This window comes from Streptomyces sp. NPDC048434, assembly GCF_043200375.1.
Taxonomy (GTDB): Bacteria; Actinomycetota; Actinomycetes; order Streptomycetales; family Streptomycetaceae; genus Streptomyces.
This window is the reverse complement of record NZ_JBICXQ010000006.1, coordinates 268,259-283,296: the sequence shown is the minus strand read 5'-3', so window position 1 is coordinate 283,296 and position 15,038 is coordinate 268,259. Positions and strand designations below refer to the sequence as shown.

Here is a 15,038-nt window from a genome sequence, read left to right as displayed (position 1 = left end):
TTTTGTACCTCCCGCTGTTGTTCGTGCGGGTGATCCCGGTGGGGCGCCAGCTACGGTCGGTGTTGCGGGGCTGAGAAACACCCCCTGGGGGGGGGGGGCGCGGCTGGGGGGTCCGGGCCCCCCGACCCCACAGGCGGCACCGGTCCGATGGACCGGTGCCGCCGTCGTCAGATGGCGTGCGAGGGCCGGGAGTCGGGCGGGCGGGCCCCGGCCGGCCCTAAGGTCGGGATCATGCAGAACACCGCCGATACCGGCTCCGACGCCCCCATCGACGTGACGCCCCTCCTCGACGATCCGTACACCGCCTACGCCGCGCTGCGCGAAGCCGGCCCGGTGCACCGGATCACCGGCGCCGACGGGCATCCCGCCTGGCTCGTCACCCGCTACGACGACGTCCGTCGCGCCCTCGCCGACCCCCGGCTCTCGCTGGACAAGCGCCATGCCGCGCCCGGCGGCTACCGCGGGTTCTCGCTCCCGCCCGCGCTGGACGCCAATCTGCTGAACATGGATCCACCGGACCACACACGGATCCGCCGCCTGGTGGCCAAGGCCTTCACCCCGGGCCGGGTCGAGGCGCTGCGGGCGCCCGTACGGCAGGTCGCCGACGAGCTGCTGGACACGATGGCGGAGCGCGGCCGTGCGGATCTGATGGCCGACTACGCGGGTCCGCTGCCGATCACCGTGATCTACGATCTGCTCGGCATCCCGCACAGCGACCGCCGCGACTTCCTGGCCTGGTCGAACGCGCTCATCACACCGGATCCGAGCCGGCCGGAGCTGATGAAGGAGGCGATCGGGGCGATGCTGGAGTTCTTCACCGGCCTGATCGCGGCCAAGCGTGCGGAGCCGGGCGATGATCTGTTCTCGGACCTGATCGCGGTACGCGACGACCAGGCTGGTGGCGAGGGCGACGGGGAGGGCGGCGGGCGGCTCACCGAGGACGAACTGACCTCGCTCGCCTTCCTCCTCCTCTTCGCCGGGTACGAGAACAGCGTCCACCTCATCGGCAATGCCGTGCTCACCCTGCTCGACCATCCCGACCAGCTCCGCCAGTTGCAGCGGAATCCGGCCGAACTGCCGTCCGCCGTGGAGGAGTTCCTCCGCTACGACGGCCCTTCCCCGGTCGCGATCCGTCGCTTCCCCAAGGAGGACCTGGAGATCGGTGGCGTACCGGTCGCGGCCGGGGAGAGCGTGCTGCTGTCGATAGCGTCCGCGAACCGCGACCCGGCGCGCTTCGCCGATCCGGACACTTTCGACCGCGGCCGGGACCTCTCGGGGCACCTCGCACTGGGGCACGGCATCCACTACTGCCTCGGTGCCCCGCTGGCCCGTATGGAGGCCGTCATCGCGCTGGATGCGCTCCTCAGCCGCTTCCCGGGGCTGCGGCTGGACGTCCCGCGTGGTGAATTGCGGCACCGTCGGGCGCTGCGGGCACGTGGCCTGATTTCGCTCCCCGTCGCCTGGTAAACGGCAAACGAACAAGTTTTTGAGGCATAACTGTTCGCTCATGCGGTAGAAAGGTCTCTGAGACCCGCCCGGTGTGCATCCCCCGTCGCACCGGGCGGGTCCTTCTTTGCACCCGTTGCAGTTGCGACACGCCGGGTGCGCGGCACCCCTCGTGGTCCGTCTGGCTCAACTGCGCTGCGGGTAGCGGCACCGCTTCTTAGCGTGACGGCATGGCAATTGACGCGCGTGTGTCCAAGAAGGCAGCGGCGATGACGCTGATCGCCGTCGCCGGTGTGTCGCTGACGTCCATACCGGCCGCGGCCGGCGGCTCGACGGCCCGTCAGCCCGCCGCAGCCCGTGCCGGTGTGCAGGTCCCCGCCGCCCCCGGCATACCGAGGCTGCCCGGCGGTCTGTCCGCCCTGTCCTGGATAGTGGCCGACGCGGACACCGGCAGCGTGCTGGCCGCGAAGAACCCGCACCGCAGGCTCGCTCCGGCCAGCACCCTCAAGACGCTGTTCGCGGTCACCGTCCTGCCGAAGTTCTCGGCGGGCACCGTACGCCGGGTCAGCTCGACGGATCTCGCGGGCGTCGGCGCCGGCAGCAGTGTCGTCGGGGTCCGGCAGGGCAGCCGCTACACCGTCGCCGACCTGTGGCGCGGGGTCTTCCTCCGTTCCGGCAACGATGCGGTGCATGTGCTGGCCGCGATGAACGGCGGCTGGCGGACCACCGCGCAGGAGATGCAGGAGACCGCCCGCAAACTCGGAGCGCGCAACACCACCGTCAAGTCCCCGGACGGTTATGACACGCCCGGCCAGGTGTCCTCCGCGTACGACCTGACCGTCTTCGCCCGTGCCGGACTCGCCAACGACGACTTCGCCCGCTACTGCGCCACCGCCCGCGCCGCGTTCCCCGGCACCACCCAGATCGAGAACACCAACCGCCTGCTGGTGGGCTCGCACGGGCTGTCCCGCTACCCCGGCATCATCGGCGTCAAGAACGGCTACACGACCAAGGCGGGCAACACCCTGATCGCCGCCGCCCGGCGGAACGGCCGCACCCTGATCGTCACCGTGCTGAACCCGCAGTCGAACGAGAACAACGCCGTCTACAAGGAAGCCGGTTCGCTGCTGGACTGGGGCTTCGACACCGACGGCAGTGCCCAGCCGGTGGGCACGCTGCACGCCGTGCGCACCTCCTATCACGGCGGTACCGCGTTCCGCCCGGTGGCCGCCCACGTCACCGAGGCCGAAGCACGCGGCGGTTCCCCCTGGCGCTCCACCCTCGTCCTGGGGGCGGGCGGCGCCGGCGTCGCGGCGATCGGGCTGGGCGCCCTGCTCGCCCGGTGGCGGCAGGCACGCGGGCGCGGCGGGCACGGGGGAGGCACGGTGTAGCCCCGGGGGCCGGTGGCTGAGGGCCCGGTCGGCCCGTGGCCTACGGCAGAGAGGCGGGGGCTCCGCTCGTCCCGGCGGAGCCCGGCGTCATCCGCCGGCCGTGGGGCGGTCGCCGGCCCCGTCCCCGATGGGCCGGTTCCCGGTCCCGTCCCCGGTGGCCCGCAGCCGGGGCGCGGTCTCCGCCGCCGGTACGGCCCCGGTGCCGGTGAGACGCCCGGTCAGCTCCCCGGCCCAGGACATCAGTCCCGCGATATCGATCCCGTAGGGGGCGGCATCCGCATACGGCGCGATGGCCGCCCTAGCCCGTTCGAGCAGCGCCGTACCGCCCACGGTATTGCCGCGCGCCGCATGGGTGAGTCCCACCGCGAGCTGGGCGAGCCCCCGCCACAGCTCCCGCTCCGCCTCCGGCGCGGCCTTCCAGGCGTCCTCCAGTACTTCATGGGCGTGGAACGGCATCCCGTCGTCGAGCAGCCGCTGCGCCTCGGCCAGCGACTGTGCGGGCGTACGGGGCACCCCCTCCGGCTGCCGTGCCACCCCCGGGGAGCCGTACGGCAGCGGACGGCCGAGACCGTCGCGCGGACGGGCGTTGCGGGCCCGGCCCTCCTCGTCGCGGTCCCGGCGTGCGGCCCGCCGGCCGTCGGCCGATGCTGGTGCCCCGCTCGGCTCCTCCCCCGCGGCCGTCTCCTCCGGACCGGCGCCGCAGTGCTCGCAGACCGTGCTGCGGGGCCGCTCCCGGATCCGGCCGCAGGCCGCACACACCTGGTCCAGCCAGCAGGCCGGGTCGCCGCCCTCATCGTGCGCGGGAGGCACGCCGGGCTCGCGGGAGGTGCCGGGCTCGTCCTGGGGTCGCTCCGCGTCGTTCACCCTTCGATTGTGCGCTGTGCGGGTGCCTCGCGTCGGAGGAGGGGGTGCACGCCCCTACGGCGGGGCAACGTGCCCTGCCCGTGACTCCGCGGGCCCGCTGTTCCCGGGGCGTGGGCGGCCGTCGCTCCCCGGTCGGTCAGTCCGAGTCGACCTCGTAGAAGCAGAAGTGGTCCTTGATCTGCGCCACCTCGGGATGCGGCTCGGGGTAGGCCCACGTGATGTCCTCCGGTCCGCCGGAAAGCGACCAGTAGGAGGCGGTGCCCTTGAAGGGGCAGACGGTGTGCGTCTCGGACGGCGTCAGCAGCTCGGTGCGGACGTCCTCGGGCGGCAGGTAGTAGCGCACGGGGTAGCCGGTCTCGTGGAGGAGGAGCGGGCGGTGGGTGTCGGCCAGCAGCCGCCCGTCGATCGTGACGCGAACGTGGTCGGTGCCCTGCTTGACCTCGATGTGATGGCCCTTGGTGGCGGTCATGGTCGCTTCCCCTCGGTGAGTGGTGAAGATCCTCGCTCCTTCCAGGATGGCACCGGGACCACGCGGACGGCCCGGCCGCCGGGCGACATGGCCGACGGGAGGCACGGCCGGGTCCGGAGGGACGCCCCGGCCGCGCCTGCGGTCCTTACCGGTGCGGCTGCACCTCCCGGATCCCGTTGCCCGCCCACGGGGGCGCCGGGGCCAGGAGCCCCGCGAAGTACTCCCGGCTCGCTTCGGGCAGTGCTGCCGCGCGCCCGGAGACCTGGTCGACGTGCAGGGTGAACAGCTCCTCGGTGGCCACCGGGGAGCCGGACGGCGCGCCGGCGAACATCTCGTGGAGGAGGCGCAGTTTCTTGCCGTCGACGCCCAACACGGTCGTACGGACGGTGAGTTCGCTGTCGCGGGCGACCTCGTGGAGATAGCGGACGTGGGCCTCGACCGTGTACAGGGAGCACCCGGTGCCCTCGCGGTAGGCCGCGTCGAGGCCGGCCGCGTCCATCAGGGCGTCGGTGGCGAAGCCGAAGATCAGGACGTAGTAGGCCTCGCTGAGGTGGCCGTTGTAGTCGATCCAGTCGTCCTGGACGGTCTGGTGGAAGAGGGGGAGCCCGCTCGGCGGGTGGCCGGTCATCGCGTGTTCCCCAGCCGGCCCGTGGCGCGGAGGACATCGATGACGCCCTGGTCGCGTTCGGCGACCAGGTCCGCGTACGTACGGCCGCCCGCCGCGTCCGCGCAGCCGTCGACCATGGCATCGCGCAGCTCACGGTCGAGTTCGGGCGCCGCCAGCCGGGTCCACGGCGACTTCAGGGACGGGCCGAAGTGGTCGAGCATATGGGCCATACCGCCCTCGCCGCCGGCCAGCGCGAAGGTCAGGCAGGGGCCCATGAACGCCCAGCGCAGCCCCGGGCCTTCGGTGATCGAGGCGTCGATGTCCTCGACCGAGGCCTCGCCGTTGGCGACCATGTGCAGCGCCTCGCGCCAGAGGGCCTCCTGGAGGCGGTTGGCGATGAAGCCGGGCAGCTCGCGGTCCATGGTGATCACGGACTTGCCCGCCACGTCGTAGAAGCGCGCGGCCCAGGTGACGGCCTCGCGGTCGGTCTTCTCGCCGCCGACGACCTCGACCAGCGGGATGAGGTACGGCGGGTTGAAGGGGTGGCCGACGACCAGGCGGCCGGCGTCCTCGGCCGCCGTCTGCATATCGGTCATCGGGTAGCCGGAGGTGGAGGAGGCGATGACCACGCCCGGACGGGTCGCGGCGGCGAGCTCGGCGAGCAGGGAGCGCTTCAACTCCAGCTTCTCGGGGGCGCTTTCCTGGACGAAGTCGGCGCCGGCGACCGCCTCGGCGAGGGTGGGGGCGATCGTCAGCCGGTCCTGCGAGGCGCCGTCGGCCAGGCCTATCTGCTCCAGCGCGGGCCAGGCGGCACCTACCAGGCGGCGGAGCTTCTCCTCGGCGTCGGCGGCCGGGTCCCAGGCGGTGACGTCGTAGCCGCGGGCGAGGAAGTGGGCGACCCAGCCGCCGCCGATCACTCCGGCGCCGATACAGGCGATACGGCGTACGTCCTCGGGGGCACAGGGGGCAGGGGTGGTTTCAGGCATGGGGGAGCGGCTCCTGGTGGAGAGGAGGGAAGGAGAACGAGGAGGTGGTCAGGCGCGCGGCTTCAGGCCCAGCCGGGCACGTGCCTGGTCGGGGGTGGCGACCGTGGCGCCGAGCAACTCGGTGATCCGGGCGGCGCGTTCGACGAGCTGGCCGTTGGTGGCCTTGACGCCCTTGCCGAGGTAGAGGTTGTCCTCCAGGCCGACCCGTACATTCCCGCCGAGGAGGATCGACTGGGCGACCCACGGCATCTGCATGCGGCCGAGCGCGAAGCTCGCCCACTCTGCGCCCTCGGGCAGCATGTTCACCATCGACTGCAGGACGCCCGGGTCGGCCGGCGCGCCCCACGGGATGCCCATGCACAGCTGGAAGATCGTCGGGTCGTCCAGCAGCCCCTCGGCCAGCAGCTGCTTGGCGAACCACAGCTGACCGGTGTCGAAGATCTCCAGCTCGGGCCGTACCCCGAGCTCCTGGATGCGCCGGGCGCCCACCCGCAGCATGTCGGGGGTGGAGACATAGAGGTTGGAGCCGTCACCGAAGTTGAGGGAGCCGCAGTCCAGGGTGCAGATGTCGGGCAGCAGTTCCTCGACGTGCGGCAACCGCTCCAGGCCGCTCACCAGGTCCGTACCGGGCAGCTGCCGGAGCGGCTGGTCGGGGTCGATCACCAGGTCGCCGCCCATGCCCGCGGTGAGGTTGATGACGACGTCGGTGCCGGTCTCCTTGATCCGCTCGACGACCTCGGCGTACAGCCGCGGGTCGCGCGACGGGTCGCCGGTCTCCGGGTCGCGTACGTGGATGTGCACCACCGCGGCGCCCGCGGACGCCGCCTCGACGGCCGACGCGGCGATCTGCTCGGGCGTCACGGGGACGTGCGGGGAGCGTCGGACGGTGTCGCCGGCGCCGGTGAGCGCGCAGGTGATGATGACCTCGTTGTTCACGGGGATCCCTTCGGTGGGTGTCGTGCCTCGGGGCGGGGGAGCCGGTGGGGGAGCGGCGGCCTCAGCCGGCGGAGGCGGTGAGTTCGCTGTCCACGAAGGCCAGCAGCGCGGAGTGCATCGTGTCGGGGCCGGTGCTGTCCGGGGCGGTGGCCAGCACCTGTGTGGCCAGGCCGTCGATCAGGGCGGTCAGCCGCAGAGCGGCGAACTCCGGATCGACGGCGCGGAAGACGCCCTGGTCGACGCCGCGGCGTACGACCTCGGCGACGGTGGTGCGCCACTGCCGGTAGTAGTGCTCGTGCAGCCGCCCCACGGCGGTGGAGCGGGCGGCCTGGGCCCATAGATCGAGCCAGACCAGCCACTGCCGGCGCTGCTGCTCGGTGCGCGGAGTCTGCAGCGCGATCAGATGCAGCAGCTCGCCGCGGGCGTCGGGGGCCGCGGCCAGGCCGGCGGCGCGGCGTTCGGTGTCCTCGTCCATGCACCAGCGCACGGCCGCTTCCAGCAGCTCGTCGCGGCCGGGGAAGTGGTAGTGCACGGCGGCCGGGCTGGTGCCGCAGGCGGCCGCGATATCGGCGACCCGTACGCCGTGGAAGCCGTGCTCGGCGATCAGCCGGACGGTTTCCCGCACGATCTGCAGCGGCCGGCCGCCCTCGGGCACGGCCACCGGCTCGCGGCCGGGCGGCGCCGCGGGCCGCTCGGGGGCGCCGAGCAGCCAGCCCGTGTCGACCTCGCCGATATCGGCGACACGGACGATCTCGGCCAGGGTGAAACGCCGGGTGCCCCCCAGTGACCTGGACAGTTTCGAGGGGTCCATCACGATCCGGCGGGCGAATTCGCGGTGGCTGCAGCCGAGCCGGTCGATCACCTGACGGACACGTTCCGTGACATCTCCGGCGTCGTCGGCGATCCGGGCTTCGGGGGCGTCCTTCATGGTCCGGGACCGTAACAGCGTGTTGAGAACATCGCAACGGTCGGGCGGTGGTGAAGTCGCCTGCATGCCTGTTCTGATGGGTTTTGCGGGAGGGTGTTGCGGGGCAACTGACGGGTGAGTCAGCGTTGTGGCCGGTGGTGTCGAGGAGAAGGCGGGGGAGGGGGCTGGACACGCCGCAATCCGGGTGAATGTGGCAAAGTGACGACATGGCTGACCGGGGAGCGAAGCGGCCCACCGTGTCGGTGCCGGACGACTGGCCCGCCCACCCGGACCTGACCCTGGCCCTCAACCGCATGGGCGGCTTCGACTGGGACCTCGACAGCGGGCTGATGCACATGGACCCGCCCGCCCTCGAGGTGTTCGACATGCTTCCGGCGGAGTACGACGACCGTCCGGCCACGCTCGGCTGTCGCGTCCCGGCCCATGAGGCGGCCCGGCTGGACGCGCTGGTCGCGCGGGCACTCAAGGACGGCAGCGATTCCTACGGCGCCTACTTCCGGGTGCGGCTGCGCGACGGCGAGCTGCGCTGGACCCACAGCCAGGGCAGCATCCGCCGGGACAGCACCGGCAGGCCCCGCCGCATCATCGGGGTGGTCCGCGACGCCAGCCACGAATACACCCACGCGGCGGAGCGGCTCGCCGTCGACGAGGAGCGCCGCCGGCACACCAGCGTCGTCGAGCGCACCACCGCAGCCCTGGCACACGCCCGCACGGTCGGCGAAGTGGTCGCGGTGCTCGCCGATGAGCAGGGGCTGAGCCGGCTGGGTGCGGAGAACGTGATCCTGGGGCTGGTCGAGGCGGGACGTATCCGGCTGATCTCCGAGGGCAAGGCGGGCAGCTTTGTACCCGACCTGGAGTACACGCGGGTGGGCGACGAATTCCCGATGAGCGAAGTGGTCCGCACCCTCACTCCCCGTTACGTGGGCAGCCGCGCGGAATTCAAGCGCGATTACCCCCGGCTGTGGCCGGCCATCGAGCCGCTGAACGTCCACTCCGCCGCCTATCTGCCGCTGATCGCGCAGGGCCGCCCGATCGCCGTGATCGGCCTCTTCTTCGAGCGGGAGAGCGAGTTCCGCGACCAGGAGCGCAACGTCCTGGTGGCGCTCGGCAGCAGCATCGCGCAGAGCCTGGCGCGCGCCATGCTCTACGACCAGGAACACGATCTCGCCGCGAGCCTCCAGCAGGCCATGCTGCCGCGCCGGATCCCCGGCGTCGCCGGTGCACAGATCGCCGTCCGCTACCGCTCCGCCCGGATGGGCCGGGACATCGGCGGCGACTGGTACGACGTGATTCCGCTGCCCGACGGCCGGGTCGCCGCCGTCATCGGTGACGTCCAGGGGCATGACACCCAGGCCGCGGCGCTCATGGGCCAGCTGCGGATCGTGCTGCGCGCCTACGCCGCCGAAGGGCACGCCCCGGCCACCGTCATGGCCCGCGCCTCCGCCTTCCTCAACGAGCTCGACACCGACCGCTTCGCGACCTGCATCTACGTCGACGCCGATCTGAGCACCGGCGCGGCCCGGATCGTCCGGGCCGGCCATATCGACCCGCTGCTGCGGCACGTCGAGGGCATCTGCCGCAGGCTGCCGGTGGCCGGCGGGCTGCCGCTCGGTATCTCCTCCGAATTCCGGCGGCTCGACTACCCGGTCACCACCGTCCTGCTCGCCCCCGGCGACACCCTGCTGCTGTGCACCGACGGCATCGTCGAACAGCCCGGCACCGACCTCGACGACGGGATGCGCCAGTTGGCCCGGGAGGTACGCCAGGGCCCCCAGGACGTCCAGCAACTTGCCGACCGCCTCTGCGAGTCGGCGGACGAGCGGACCGGCGAGGACGATATGGCGCTGCTCCTGATGCGCCGCCTCGGCGCGCCCGAGCACGACACCGTCGGACGGTTCCGCCAGCACATCGCGCCCGCCGACCCCGAGGGCCTGTCCGCCGCCCGGCACATGATCCGGGCCGCGGTACGCGCCTGGGGCGCCGCGGAGCGTGCCGAGGAGATCGAGCTGGTCGCCGACGAGCTGATCACCAATGCGCTGCTGCACACCGACGGCGAGGCCGTGGTCAACATCCGGATGCCGCACAGCGTCGGGCGGCTGCTGCGGCTGGAGGTCGAGGACCACTCCAGCAGTCTGCCGCGGCGCCGCGAGCCGGGTGAGGCCGGTGTCTCCGGCCGCGGTCTGCTGCTCGTGGACCGCCTGGCCGACGTGTGGGGTGTGGAACCGCGCGGCAGCGGAAAGTGCGTATGGTGCGAGTTCAATTGCTCCTGACCGGGGAGGCATCGAGCCGCACCGGCACGGGCAGACAGCGGGAACGGGCGCCGAGGCATCGGCACGGTCAGTGAGGACGGTTCTATGGGATCGCGGGCTGCGGAACAGCGCCAGGAAGCCCGCCAGTTGGCGGCACGTCTGTCGGCGGAAGGCGTCCGGAACGTGGCGCTGACCTGGGTGGACAACGCGGGTGTCACCCGCGCCAAGACCGTTCCGGCCGAACGGCTCGCGGCCGCGGCGGAACGCGGCATCGGGATGTCGCCCGTCTTCGACGTGTTCACCTCCGACGACGCCATCACCGCATCCGAGCACCTCGGCGGGCCCGACGGGGACCTGCGGCTCTTTCCCGACCTCGACCGGGTCACCACGCTCGCCGCACAGCCCGGCTGGGCCTGGGCGCCGGCGGACCGCTACGACCAGCTCGGCCTGCCGCACCCCGCCTGTCAGCGGCAGTTCGCCCGGCGGATGACGGAACGGGCGGCCGCGGCCGGCCTGGAACTGCGGATGGGCTTCGAAACCGAGTGGGTGGTCACCCGCGCCCCGGCGGGGCACCCGGCCGTCACCGACGCGGACGAGCCGCTCGACTACCCGTGCGCCGGCCCCGCGTACGGCATGACCCGGGTCGTCGAACTCTCCGACTACCTCCGCGATGTCACCGAGGCGCTGAGCGTCCAGGGCCTGGACGTCCTCCAGCTCCACCCCGAGTACGCCCCGGGCCAGTTCGAGGTCACCACCGCCCCGGGCGATCCGGTCCGCGCCGCCGACGACGTGGTGCTGGTGCGCGAGACCATCCGCGCCCTCTCCGCCCGGCACGGGCTGCGCGCCTCCTTCGCCCCGTCGGTCGTCGCCGGAGAGGTCGGCAACGGCTGCCACCTCCACCTCAGCCTGTCCCGCGACGGCACGAGCCTGCACCGCACCCCCGACGCCGCATGGGGCCTGGCGCCGGACGCGGCGGCCTTCCTCGGCGGCATCCTCGGCGCCCTGCCCGCGCTGCTCGCCATCGGCTGCCCCTCACCCGCCAGTTATCTGCGGCTGCAGCCCTCCCACTGGGCCGGCGTCTACCAGTGCTGGGGCGTGGAGAACCGGGAGGCGGCGCTGCGTCTGATCACCGGCGCCCCCGACGACCCGGACGGCGGCCATGCCGAGGTCAAGACCTTCGACGCCGCCGCCAACCCCTACCTCGCGGTCGGCGCGGTCCTCGCCGCCGGACTGCACGGCATCGAGTCCGCGACCCAGCTGCCGGAACCGCAGACCGGCGACCCGGGCGTGCTCGGCGTCCGCGAGCGCGCCCGGCGCGGCATCGTCCGGCTGCCCGCCACCCTCACCGAGGCGGCCGACCGGCTGGAGAAGTCGGCACCGCTGTACGAGGCGATGGGCGAGGTGCTGCACGGCGCGGTACTTGCCGTCCGCCGCGCCGAGGAGGCCCACTTCGCCGAGAGCGAGGACGACGCGATCGCCGCCGCCACCCGCTGGCGCTGGTGATGCCCGCGGACGTCCCGGGAAGCGTCCCCGGCGACGGCCTGCCGCCGCTGGTGGACCACCACTGCCACGGAGTGCTCCGGCGTCTACCGGACCCCGGGACGTTCGCCGGGTATCTCACCGAATCGGACCGGCCGCCCGCGGCGGGCACCACCTTCTTCGACACCCAGGCCGGCTTCGCGGTACGCCGCTGGTGCCCGCCGCTGCTCGACCTGCCGGCGCACTGCCCGCCCGACCGCTATCTGGCCCGCCGCGGCGAACTGGGCCCGGACGAGACCCGGCGCCGTCTGCTGCGTGCCACCGGCATCGGCGCCTACCTCCTGGACACCGGGCTGCCCGGCGACCTGACGGGCCCGGCCGAGACCGCCCAGGACGGTGGCGGCGCCGGGTTCGAGGTCGTACGCCTGGAGCGGCTGGCCGAGCTGACCGCGGCGGCCGCGGGCGACGCCGAGGAGTTCACCGACGCCCTCGCCCGCGCGGTCCGGGACGCCGCGCGCACCGCCGTCGCCTTCAAATCGGTCGCCGCCTACCGCCACGGCCTCGCCCTGGATCCCGCGCCGCCCGCCCCCGGCGCGGTGCACACCGCCGCCCGCTCCTGGCTGGCCGAGGGCGCGCCCCGGCTCACCGACCCGGTCCTGCTGCGCCATCTCATCGAGCTGGCCGTGGCCACCGGACGCCCCCTCCAGCTCCACACCGGCTTCGGCGACCCCGACCTCCGGCTCGACCACGCCGACCCGGCGCTGCTGACCGACCTGGTCCGGGCCACCGCCGACACCGGCACGGACCTCGTGCTGCTGCACTGCTACCCGTACCACCGCCAGGCCGCCTACCTGGCGAGCGCCTTCCCGCACGTCTACGCCGACATCGGGCTGACGCTCACCCACACCGGCCCGCGCGCCGCGGCGGTGCTCGCCGAATTCCTGGAGCTGGCGCCGTTCGGCAAACTGCTCTTCTCCACCGATGCCTACGGCCTTCCGGAGCTGTACGTCGTCGGCAGCGCACTGTTCCGGACCGCGCTGGCGACCGTCCTCGGCGACTGGACGGCCTCCGGGGCATGGTCGGCCGAGGACGCCCGGCGGGTCGGCGGGATGATCGCCGCGGACAATGCCCGCAGGGTCTACGGCCTTCCGGACAGCTGACCGGTCCCGCGGGGAGCGGACGAGCCCACTACGGCCGTACGTACCGAACGCCCGGCACGTAAGGGGCGATCGGCCCGAGCGCCGCTTCCCGCCCTGCCGTCCGGCGCGCCCCCCGCAGCGTGCTTTACTGCGGCGCGTGGCCCCTACAACGACCCCCGAGAAGAGCGAAATACCGCCGCGTTCCCGGATATTCGCCGATCTGACCCCGCTGCGCCTCTCCCCGGACTACCGCCGCCTGTGGTGCGGCAACACCATCTCCTGGATGGGCCAGCAGATGACCGCGCTCGCGGTCTCCCTGCAGGTCTACACCCTCACCCACTCCACCTTCGCGGTCGGCCTGGTGGGACTGTGCTCGCTGGTGCCCCTGGTCGTCTTCGGGCTGTACGGCGGCGCCATCGCCGATACCGTCGACCGCCGCAAACTGGGCCTCTACAGCGCCGCGGGTGCCACCGCGATGTCCCTCACGCTGGCCACCGCCGCGGTGGCCGGGTACCACCGGGTCTGGCTGCTCTACACCGTCGTCGCCTTCCAGGCCGTGTGCTTTGCGATGAACTCACCGGCCCGCTCGTCGATGATCCCGCGGCTGCTGCCCACCGAACAGCTGCCGGCGGCCAACGCCCTCAACTCTCTGACCAGCAATCTCGGTCTAATGGGCGGGCCGATGCTGGGCGGTGTCATCGTCGGTCTGTGGGGCTACCAGGCCGCGTATCTGATCGATGTGGCGGCCTTCAGCGGCTCGTTGTACGCAATGTGGCGGCTGCCGTCCATGCGGCCCGACCAGGGGGAGGGGCCGCGGCGCCGGGCCTCCGTACTGGACGGACTGCGTTTCCTCGCCACCCGGCCGAATCTGCGGATGACGTTCTTCTCGGACCTGGCGGCGATGGTGCTCGCCCAGCCGCGCGCACTGTTCCCCGCGGTCGCGGTGCTCTGGTTCGCCGGGGACGCCAAGACCGTCGGGCTCCTGGTCGCCGCGCCCGCGGTGGGCGCCGTACTGGGCGGGCTGTTCTCCGGCTGGCTCGGCGGGATCCGCCGGCACGGCCTGGCCATCCTGATCGCGGTGGCCGCCTGGGGCGCGGCCATCGCCTGCTTCGGACTCTCCCGGCAGCTGTGGCTCGGCCTGTTCTTCCTGGCCGTGGCCGGCTGTGCGGACACCGTCTCGATGGTGTTCCGCAGCACCATGCTGCAGGCCGCGACGCCGGACGCGATGCGCGGTCGGCTCCAGGGCGTCTTCATCGTCGTGGTCGCCGGCGGCCCGCGGCTGGGCGACTTCCTCGCCGGCTCGGCGGCCGACCTGACCTCCCCGGCGGCCGCGGTGATCGGCGGCGGCCTGGCCTGCGTTCTGGTGGTGACCGGACTGGGCCTCGGCCGCCGCGCCTTCGCCCGCTACGACGCGCGGGATCCGCAGCCCTAGGGGGAGACACGCCTAGGGCGCGTATCGGGTCGTGATCAATGAGCGGGTTCTCCCCTCGTGCTGATCTTCGATCCGGTGGATCGTCTTGCGTGACGCGTGCGCAGCTGACCGATGTGGAGTGGGAGTTCATCGAGCCGTACCTGCCGATCGGCGAGTATGGCCCGTACCCCGAGCGGTTGCGCGAGCAGTTCGAGGGCGTGGACAGCTGCCGTGTCATACGTCGATCTGCTCGAAGATGTGCGGGTACGACACGATGTCGTCGGGGAACTCGGCCGCCATGCGCTGGAACTCCGGGCTGCCGAACGCCGTGGCGAGCGCCTCGGTCGACTCCCAGACCGCGACGTTCATCAGGAGCTGACTGTCCGCCGTTCCCTTGTGTATCTGCAGGGAGACGAATCCCGGCTGAGCCTTCATGAACTCGGCCTGCCTGCGAAAGAGGGCCAGGAACGATTCAGTCCTCTCCTTCGGGACGAAGAAGGTGTTGGCCAGGACGATGGGCCCGGTCTTCTCCTTGAACTGCGCGAACATCGGCGTGTGCGGGTCGAGACTCTGCAGCTTGGCCATTTTCGGGTACGTCCTCTCGCTATCGGTCAGTGGGTGTCGCTGGGGCGCGCGTCCTGCGGATACCAGCGGAGTTCGAGGGTGTTGGTGTCCGGGTCCTGGATGTAGACGGAGGTGGCGGTGCCGCGGGCACCGAAGCGCTGGACAGGGCCATCCAGGACGGTGAAGGTGCCCGACTTGATGACCTCGTCCCAGTCGACCGGATGCACGGTGAGGCAGAGGTGGTCGACGTTGGACTCGCCGCGCGGGCCGGCAACCAGATCGATGATGGTCTCCGGGGTGATCCGCACCGACGGGAAGGGGATCTTGCCGGCCCGCCACTCCGCTACGCGCATCGGCTCCAGGCCGAGCAGGTTGGTGTAGAAGTCCAGGGACCGCTCGACATCGGCGACGTTGAGGACCAGGTGGTCGAACGCCTTGACGCGAACCGTAGTGACCATGGAATTTCCCTTCGGGAGGCTGCTGGGGTGATGCCTCTTATGGTCTGCCGCCCGGTGGGCCTCAACAAGGCACCATCGACGTACGGTCGTTGGGCCGTACTCAACGCCGGT

At 72.2% G+C, this 15,038-nt stretch carries 14 protein-coding genes; 6 read left to right on the top strand and 8 right to left on the bottom strand.

What is annotated here, in order from left to right; all coding sequences use genetic code 11:
- Nucleotides 1–231 precede the first annotated feature (231 nt).
- On the top strand, nt 232–1,467 hold the full coding sequence (locus ACGFWI_RS10100) for a cytochrome P450 (RefSeq protein WP_393905466.1): 1,236 nt from the start codon (nt 232–234) through the stop codon (nt 1,465–1,467).
- A 209-nt stretch (nt 1,468–1,676) separates the two neighbouring features.
- Complete coding sequence (locus ACGFWI_RS10095) at nt 1,677–2,837, top strand: D-alanyl-D-alanine carboxypeptidase family protein (protein ID WP_393905465.1); 1,161 nt, start codon at nt 1,677–1,679, stop codon at nt 2,835–2,837.
- Nucleotides 2,838–2,924: 87 nt separating this feature from the next.
- On the opposite strand, the gene ACGFWI_RS10090 is transcribed toward ACGFWI_RS10095, so the two are convergent.
- The 6 genes from ACGFWI_RS10090 to ACGFWI_RS10065 all read right to left on the bottom strand — a co-directional run bounded on the left by ACGFWI_RS10090 (nt 2,925) and on the right by ACGFWI_RS10065 (nt 7,627).
- Nucleotides 2,925–3,701: a DUF309 domain-containing protein gene (locus ACGFWI_RS10090; protein ID WP_393905464.1), complete on the bottom strand. Its 777-nt coding sequence runs from the start codon at nt 3,699–3,701 to the stop codon at nt 2,925–2,927.
- Nucleotides 3,702–3,837: 136 nt separating this feature from the next.
- Nucleotides 3,838–4,170: a DUF427 domain-containing protein gene (locus ACGFWI_RS10085; RefSeq protein WP_393905463.1), complete on the bottom strand. Its 333-nt coding sequence runs from the start codon at nt 4,168–4,170 to the stop codon at nt 3,838–3,840.
- Nucleotides 4,171–4,315: 145 nt separating this feature from the next.
- On the bottom strand, nt 4,316–4,798 hold the full coding sequence (locus tag ACGFWI_RS10080; RefSeq protein ID WP_393905462.1) for a thioesterase family protein: 483 nt from the start codon (nt 4,796–4,798) through the stop codon (nt 4,316–4,318).
- Nucleotides 4,795–5,763, bottom strand: a complete 969-nt coding sequence (locus ACGFWI_RS10075) for a 3-hydroxyacyl-CoA dehydrogenase NAD-binding domain-containing protein (protein WP_393905461.1) — start codon at nt 5,761–5,763, stop codon at nt 4,795–4,797. The genes ACGFWI_RS10080 and ACGFWI_RS10075 overlap by 4 nt, the downstream gene beginning before the upstream one ends.
- Nucleotides 5,764–5,811: 48 nt before the next feature.
- Entirely contained in the window at nt 5,812–6,699 is an 888-nt protein-coding gene (locus tag ACGFWI_RS10070; RefSeq protein WP_393905460.1) for a 3-keto-5-aminohexanoate cleavage protein, read from the bottom strand.
- Between the two features lie 61 nt (nt 6,700–6,760).
- The gene (locus ACGFWI_RS10065; RefSeq protein WP_393905459.1) at nt 6,761–7,627 is read right to left on the bottom strand and encodes a TetR family transcriptional regulator C-terminal domain-containing protein; all 867 of its coding nucleotides are present in this window, start codon (nt 7,625–7,627) and stop codon (nt 6,761–6,763) included.
- 206 nt (nt 7,628–7,833) lie between these two features.
- On the opposite strand from ACGFWI_RS10065, the gene ACGFWI_RS10060 reads away from it, so the two are divergent.
- From ACGFWI_RS10060 to ACGFWI_RS10045, 4 genes are all read left to right on the top strand, one after another.
- Complete coding sequence (locus ACGFWI_RS10060; RefSeq protein WP_393905458.1) at nt 7,834–9,897, top strand: SpoIIE family protein phosphatase; 2,064 nt, start codon at nt 7,834–7,836, stop codon at nt 9,895–9,897.
- A gap of 84 nt (nt 9,898–9,981) precedes the next feature.
- Entirely contained in the window at nt 9,982–11,379 is a 1,398-nt protein-coding gene (locus ACGFWI_RS10055) for a glutamine synthetase family protein (protein WP_393905457.1), read from the top strand.
- Nucleotides 11,379–12,515, top strand: coding sequence for an amidohydrolase family protein (locus ACGFWI_RS10050; RefSeq protein ID WP_393905456.1), 1,137 nt, complete (start codon nt 11,379–11,381; stop codon nt 12,513–12,515). The genes ACGFWI_RS10055 and ACGFWI_RS10050 overlap by 1 nt, the downstream gene beginning before the upstream one ends.
- Nucleotides 12,516–12,651: 136 nt before the next feature.
- Complete coding sequence (locus tag ACGFWI_RS10045) at nt 12,652–13,926, top strand: MFS transporter (protein WP_393905455.1); 1,275 nt, start codon at nt 12,652–12,654, stop codon at nt 13,924–13,926.
- Nucleotides 13,927–14,139: 213 nt separating this feature from the next.
- Here the strand turns inward: ACGFWI_RS10045 and ACGFWI_RS10040 are convergent, their stop codons facing one another.
- Both ACGFWI_RS10040 and ACGFWI_RS10035 read right to left on the bottom strand, forming a co-directional pair.
- Nucleotides 14,140–14,490: an antibiotic biosynthesis monooxygenase family protein gene (locus tag ACGFWI_RS10040; RefSeq protein WP_393905454.1), complete on the bottom strand. Its 351-nt coding sequence runs from the start codon at nt 14,488–14,490 to the stop codon at nt 14,140–14,142.
- A 26-nt stretch (nt 14,491–14,516) separates the two neighbouring features.
- The gene (locus ACGFWI_RS10035) at nt 14,517–14,927 is read right to left on the bottom strand and encodes a VOC family protein (protein ID WP_393905453.1); all 411 of its coding nucleotides are present in this window, start codon (nt 14,925–14,927) and stop codon (nt 14,517–14,519) included.
- Between the last annotated feature and the right edge of the window lie 111 nt (nt 14,928–15,038).

Excerpts from the sequence above, each read along its gene's own strand:
- ACGFWI_RS10100 (WP_393905466.1), top strand. The coding sequence starts at position 232 with ATGCAGAACACCGCCGATACCGGCTCCGACGCCCCCATCGACGTGACG.
- ACGFWI_RS10095 (WP_393905465.1), top strand. The coding sequence starts at position 1,677 with ATGGCAATTGACGCGCGTGTGTCCAAGAAGGCAGCGGCGATGACGCTG.
- ACGFWI_RS10085 (WP_393905463.1), bottom strand. The coding sequence starts at position 4,170 with ATGACCGCCACCAAGGGCCATCACATCGAGGTCAAGCAGGGCACCGAC.
- ACGFWI_RS10080 (WP_393905462.1), bottom strand. The coding sequence starts at position 4,798 with ATGACCGGCCACCCGCCGAGCGGGCTCCCCCTCTTCCACCAGACCGTC.
- ACGFWI_RS10075 (WP_393905461.1), bottom strand. The coding sequence starts at position 5,763 with ATGCCTGAAACCACCCCTGCCCCCTGTGCCCCCGAGGACGTACGCCGT.
- ACGFWI_RS10065 (WP_393905459.1), bottom strand. The coding sequence starts at position 7,627 with ATGAAGGACGCCCCCGAAGCCCGGATCGCCGACGACGCCGGAGATGTC.
- ACGFWI_RS10060 (WP_393905458.1), top strand. The coding sequence starts at position 7,834 with ATGGCTGACCGGGGAGCGAAGCGGCCCACCGTGTCGGTGCCGGACGAC.
- ACGFWI_RS10055 (WP_393905457.1), top strand. The coding sequence starts at position 9,982 with ATGGGATCGCGGGCTGCGGAACAGCGCCAGGAAGCCCGCCAGTTGGCG.
- ACGFWI_RS10050 (WP_393905456.1), top strand. The coding sequence starts at position 11,379 with ATGCCCGCGGACGTCCCGGGAAGCGTCCCCGGCGACGGCCTGCCGCCG.
- ACGFWI_RS10040 (WP_393905454.1), bottom strand. The coding sequence starts at position 14,490 with ATGGCCAAGCTGCAGAGTCTCGACCCGCACACGCCGATGTTCGCGCAG.
- ACGFWI_RS10035 (WP_393905453.1), bottom strand. The coding sequence starts at position 14,927 with ATGGTCACTACGGTTCGCGTCAAGGCGTTCGACCACCTGGTCCTCAAC.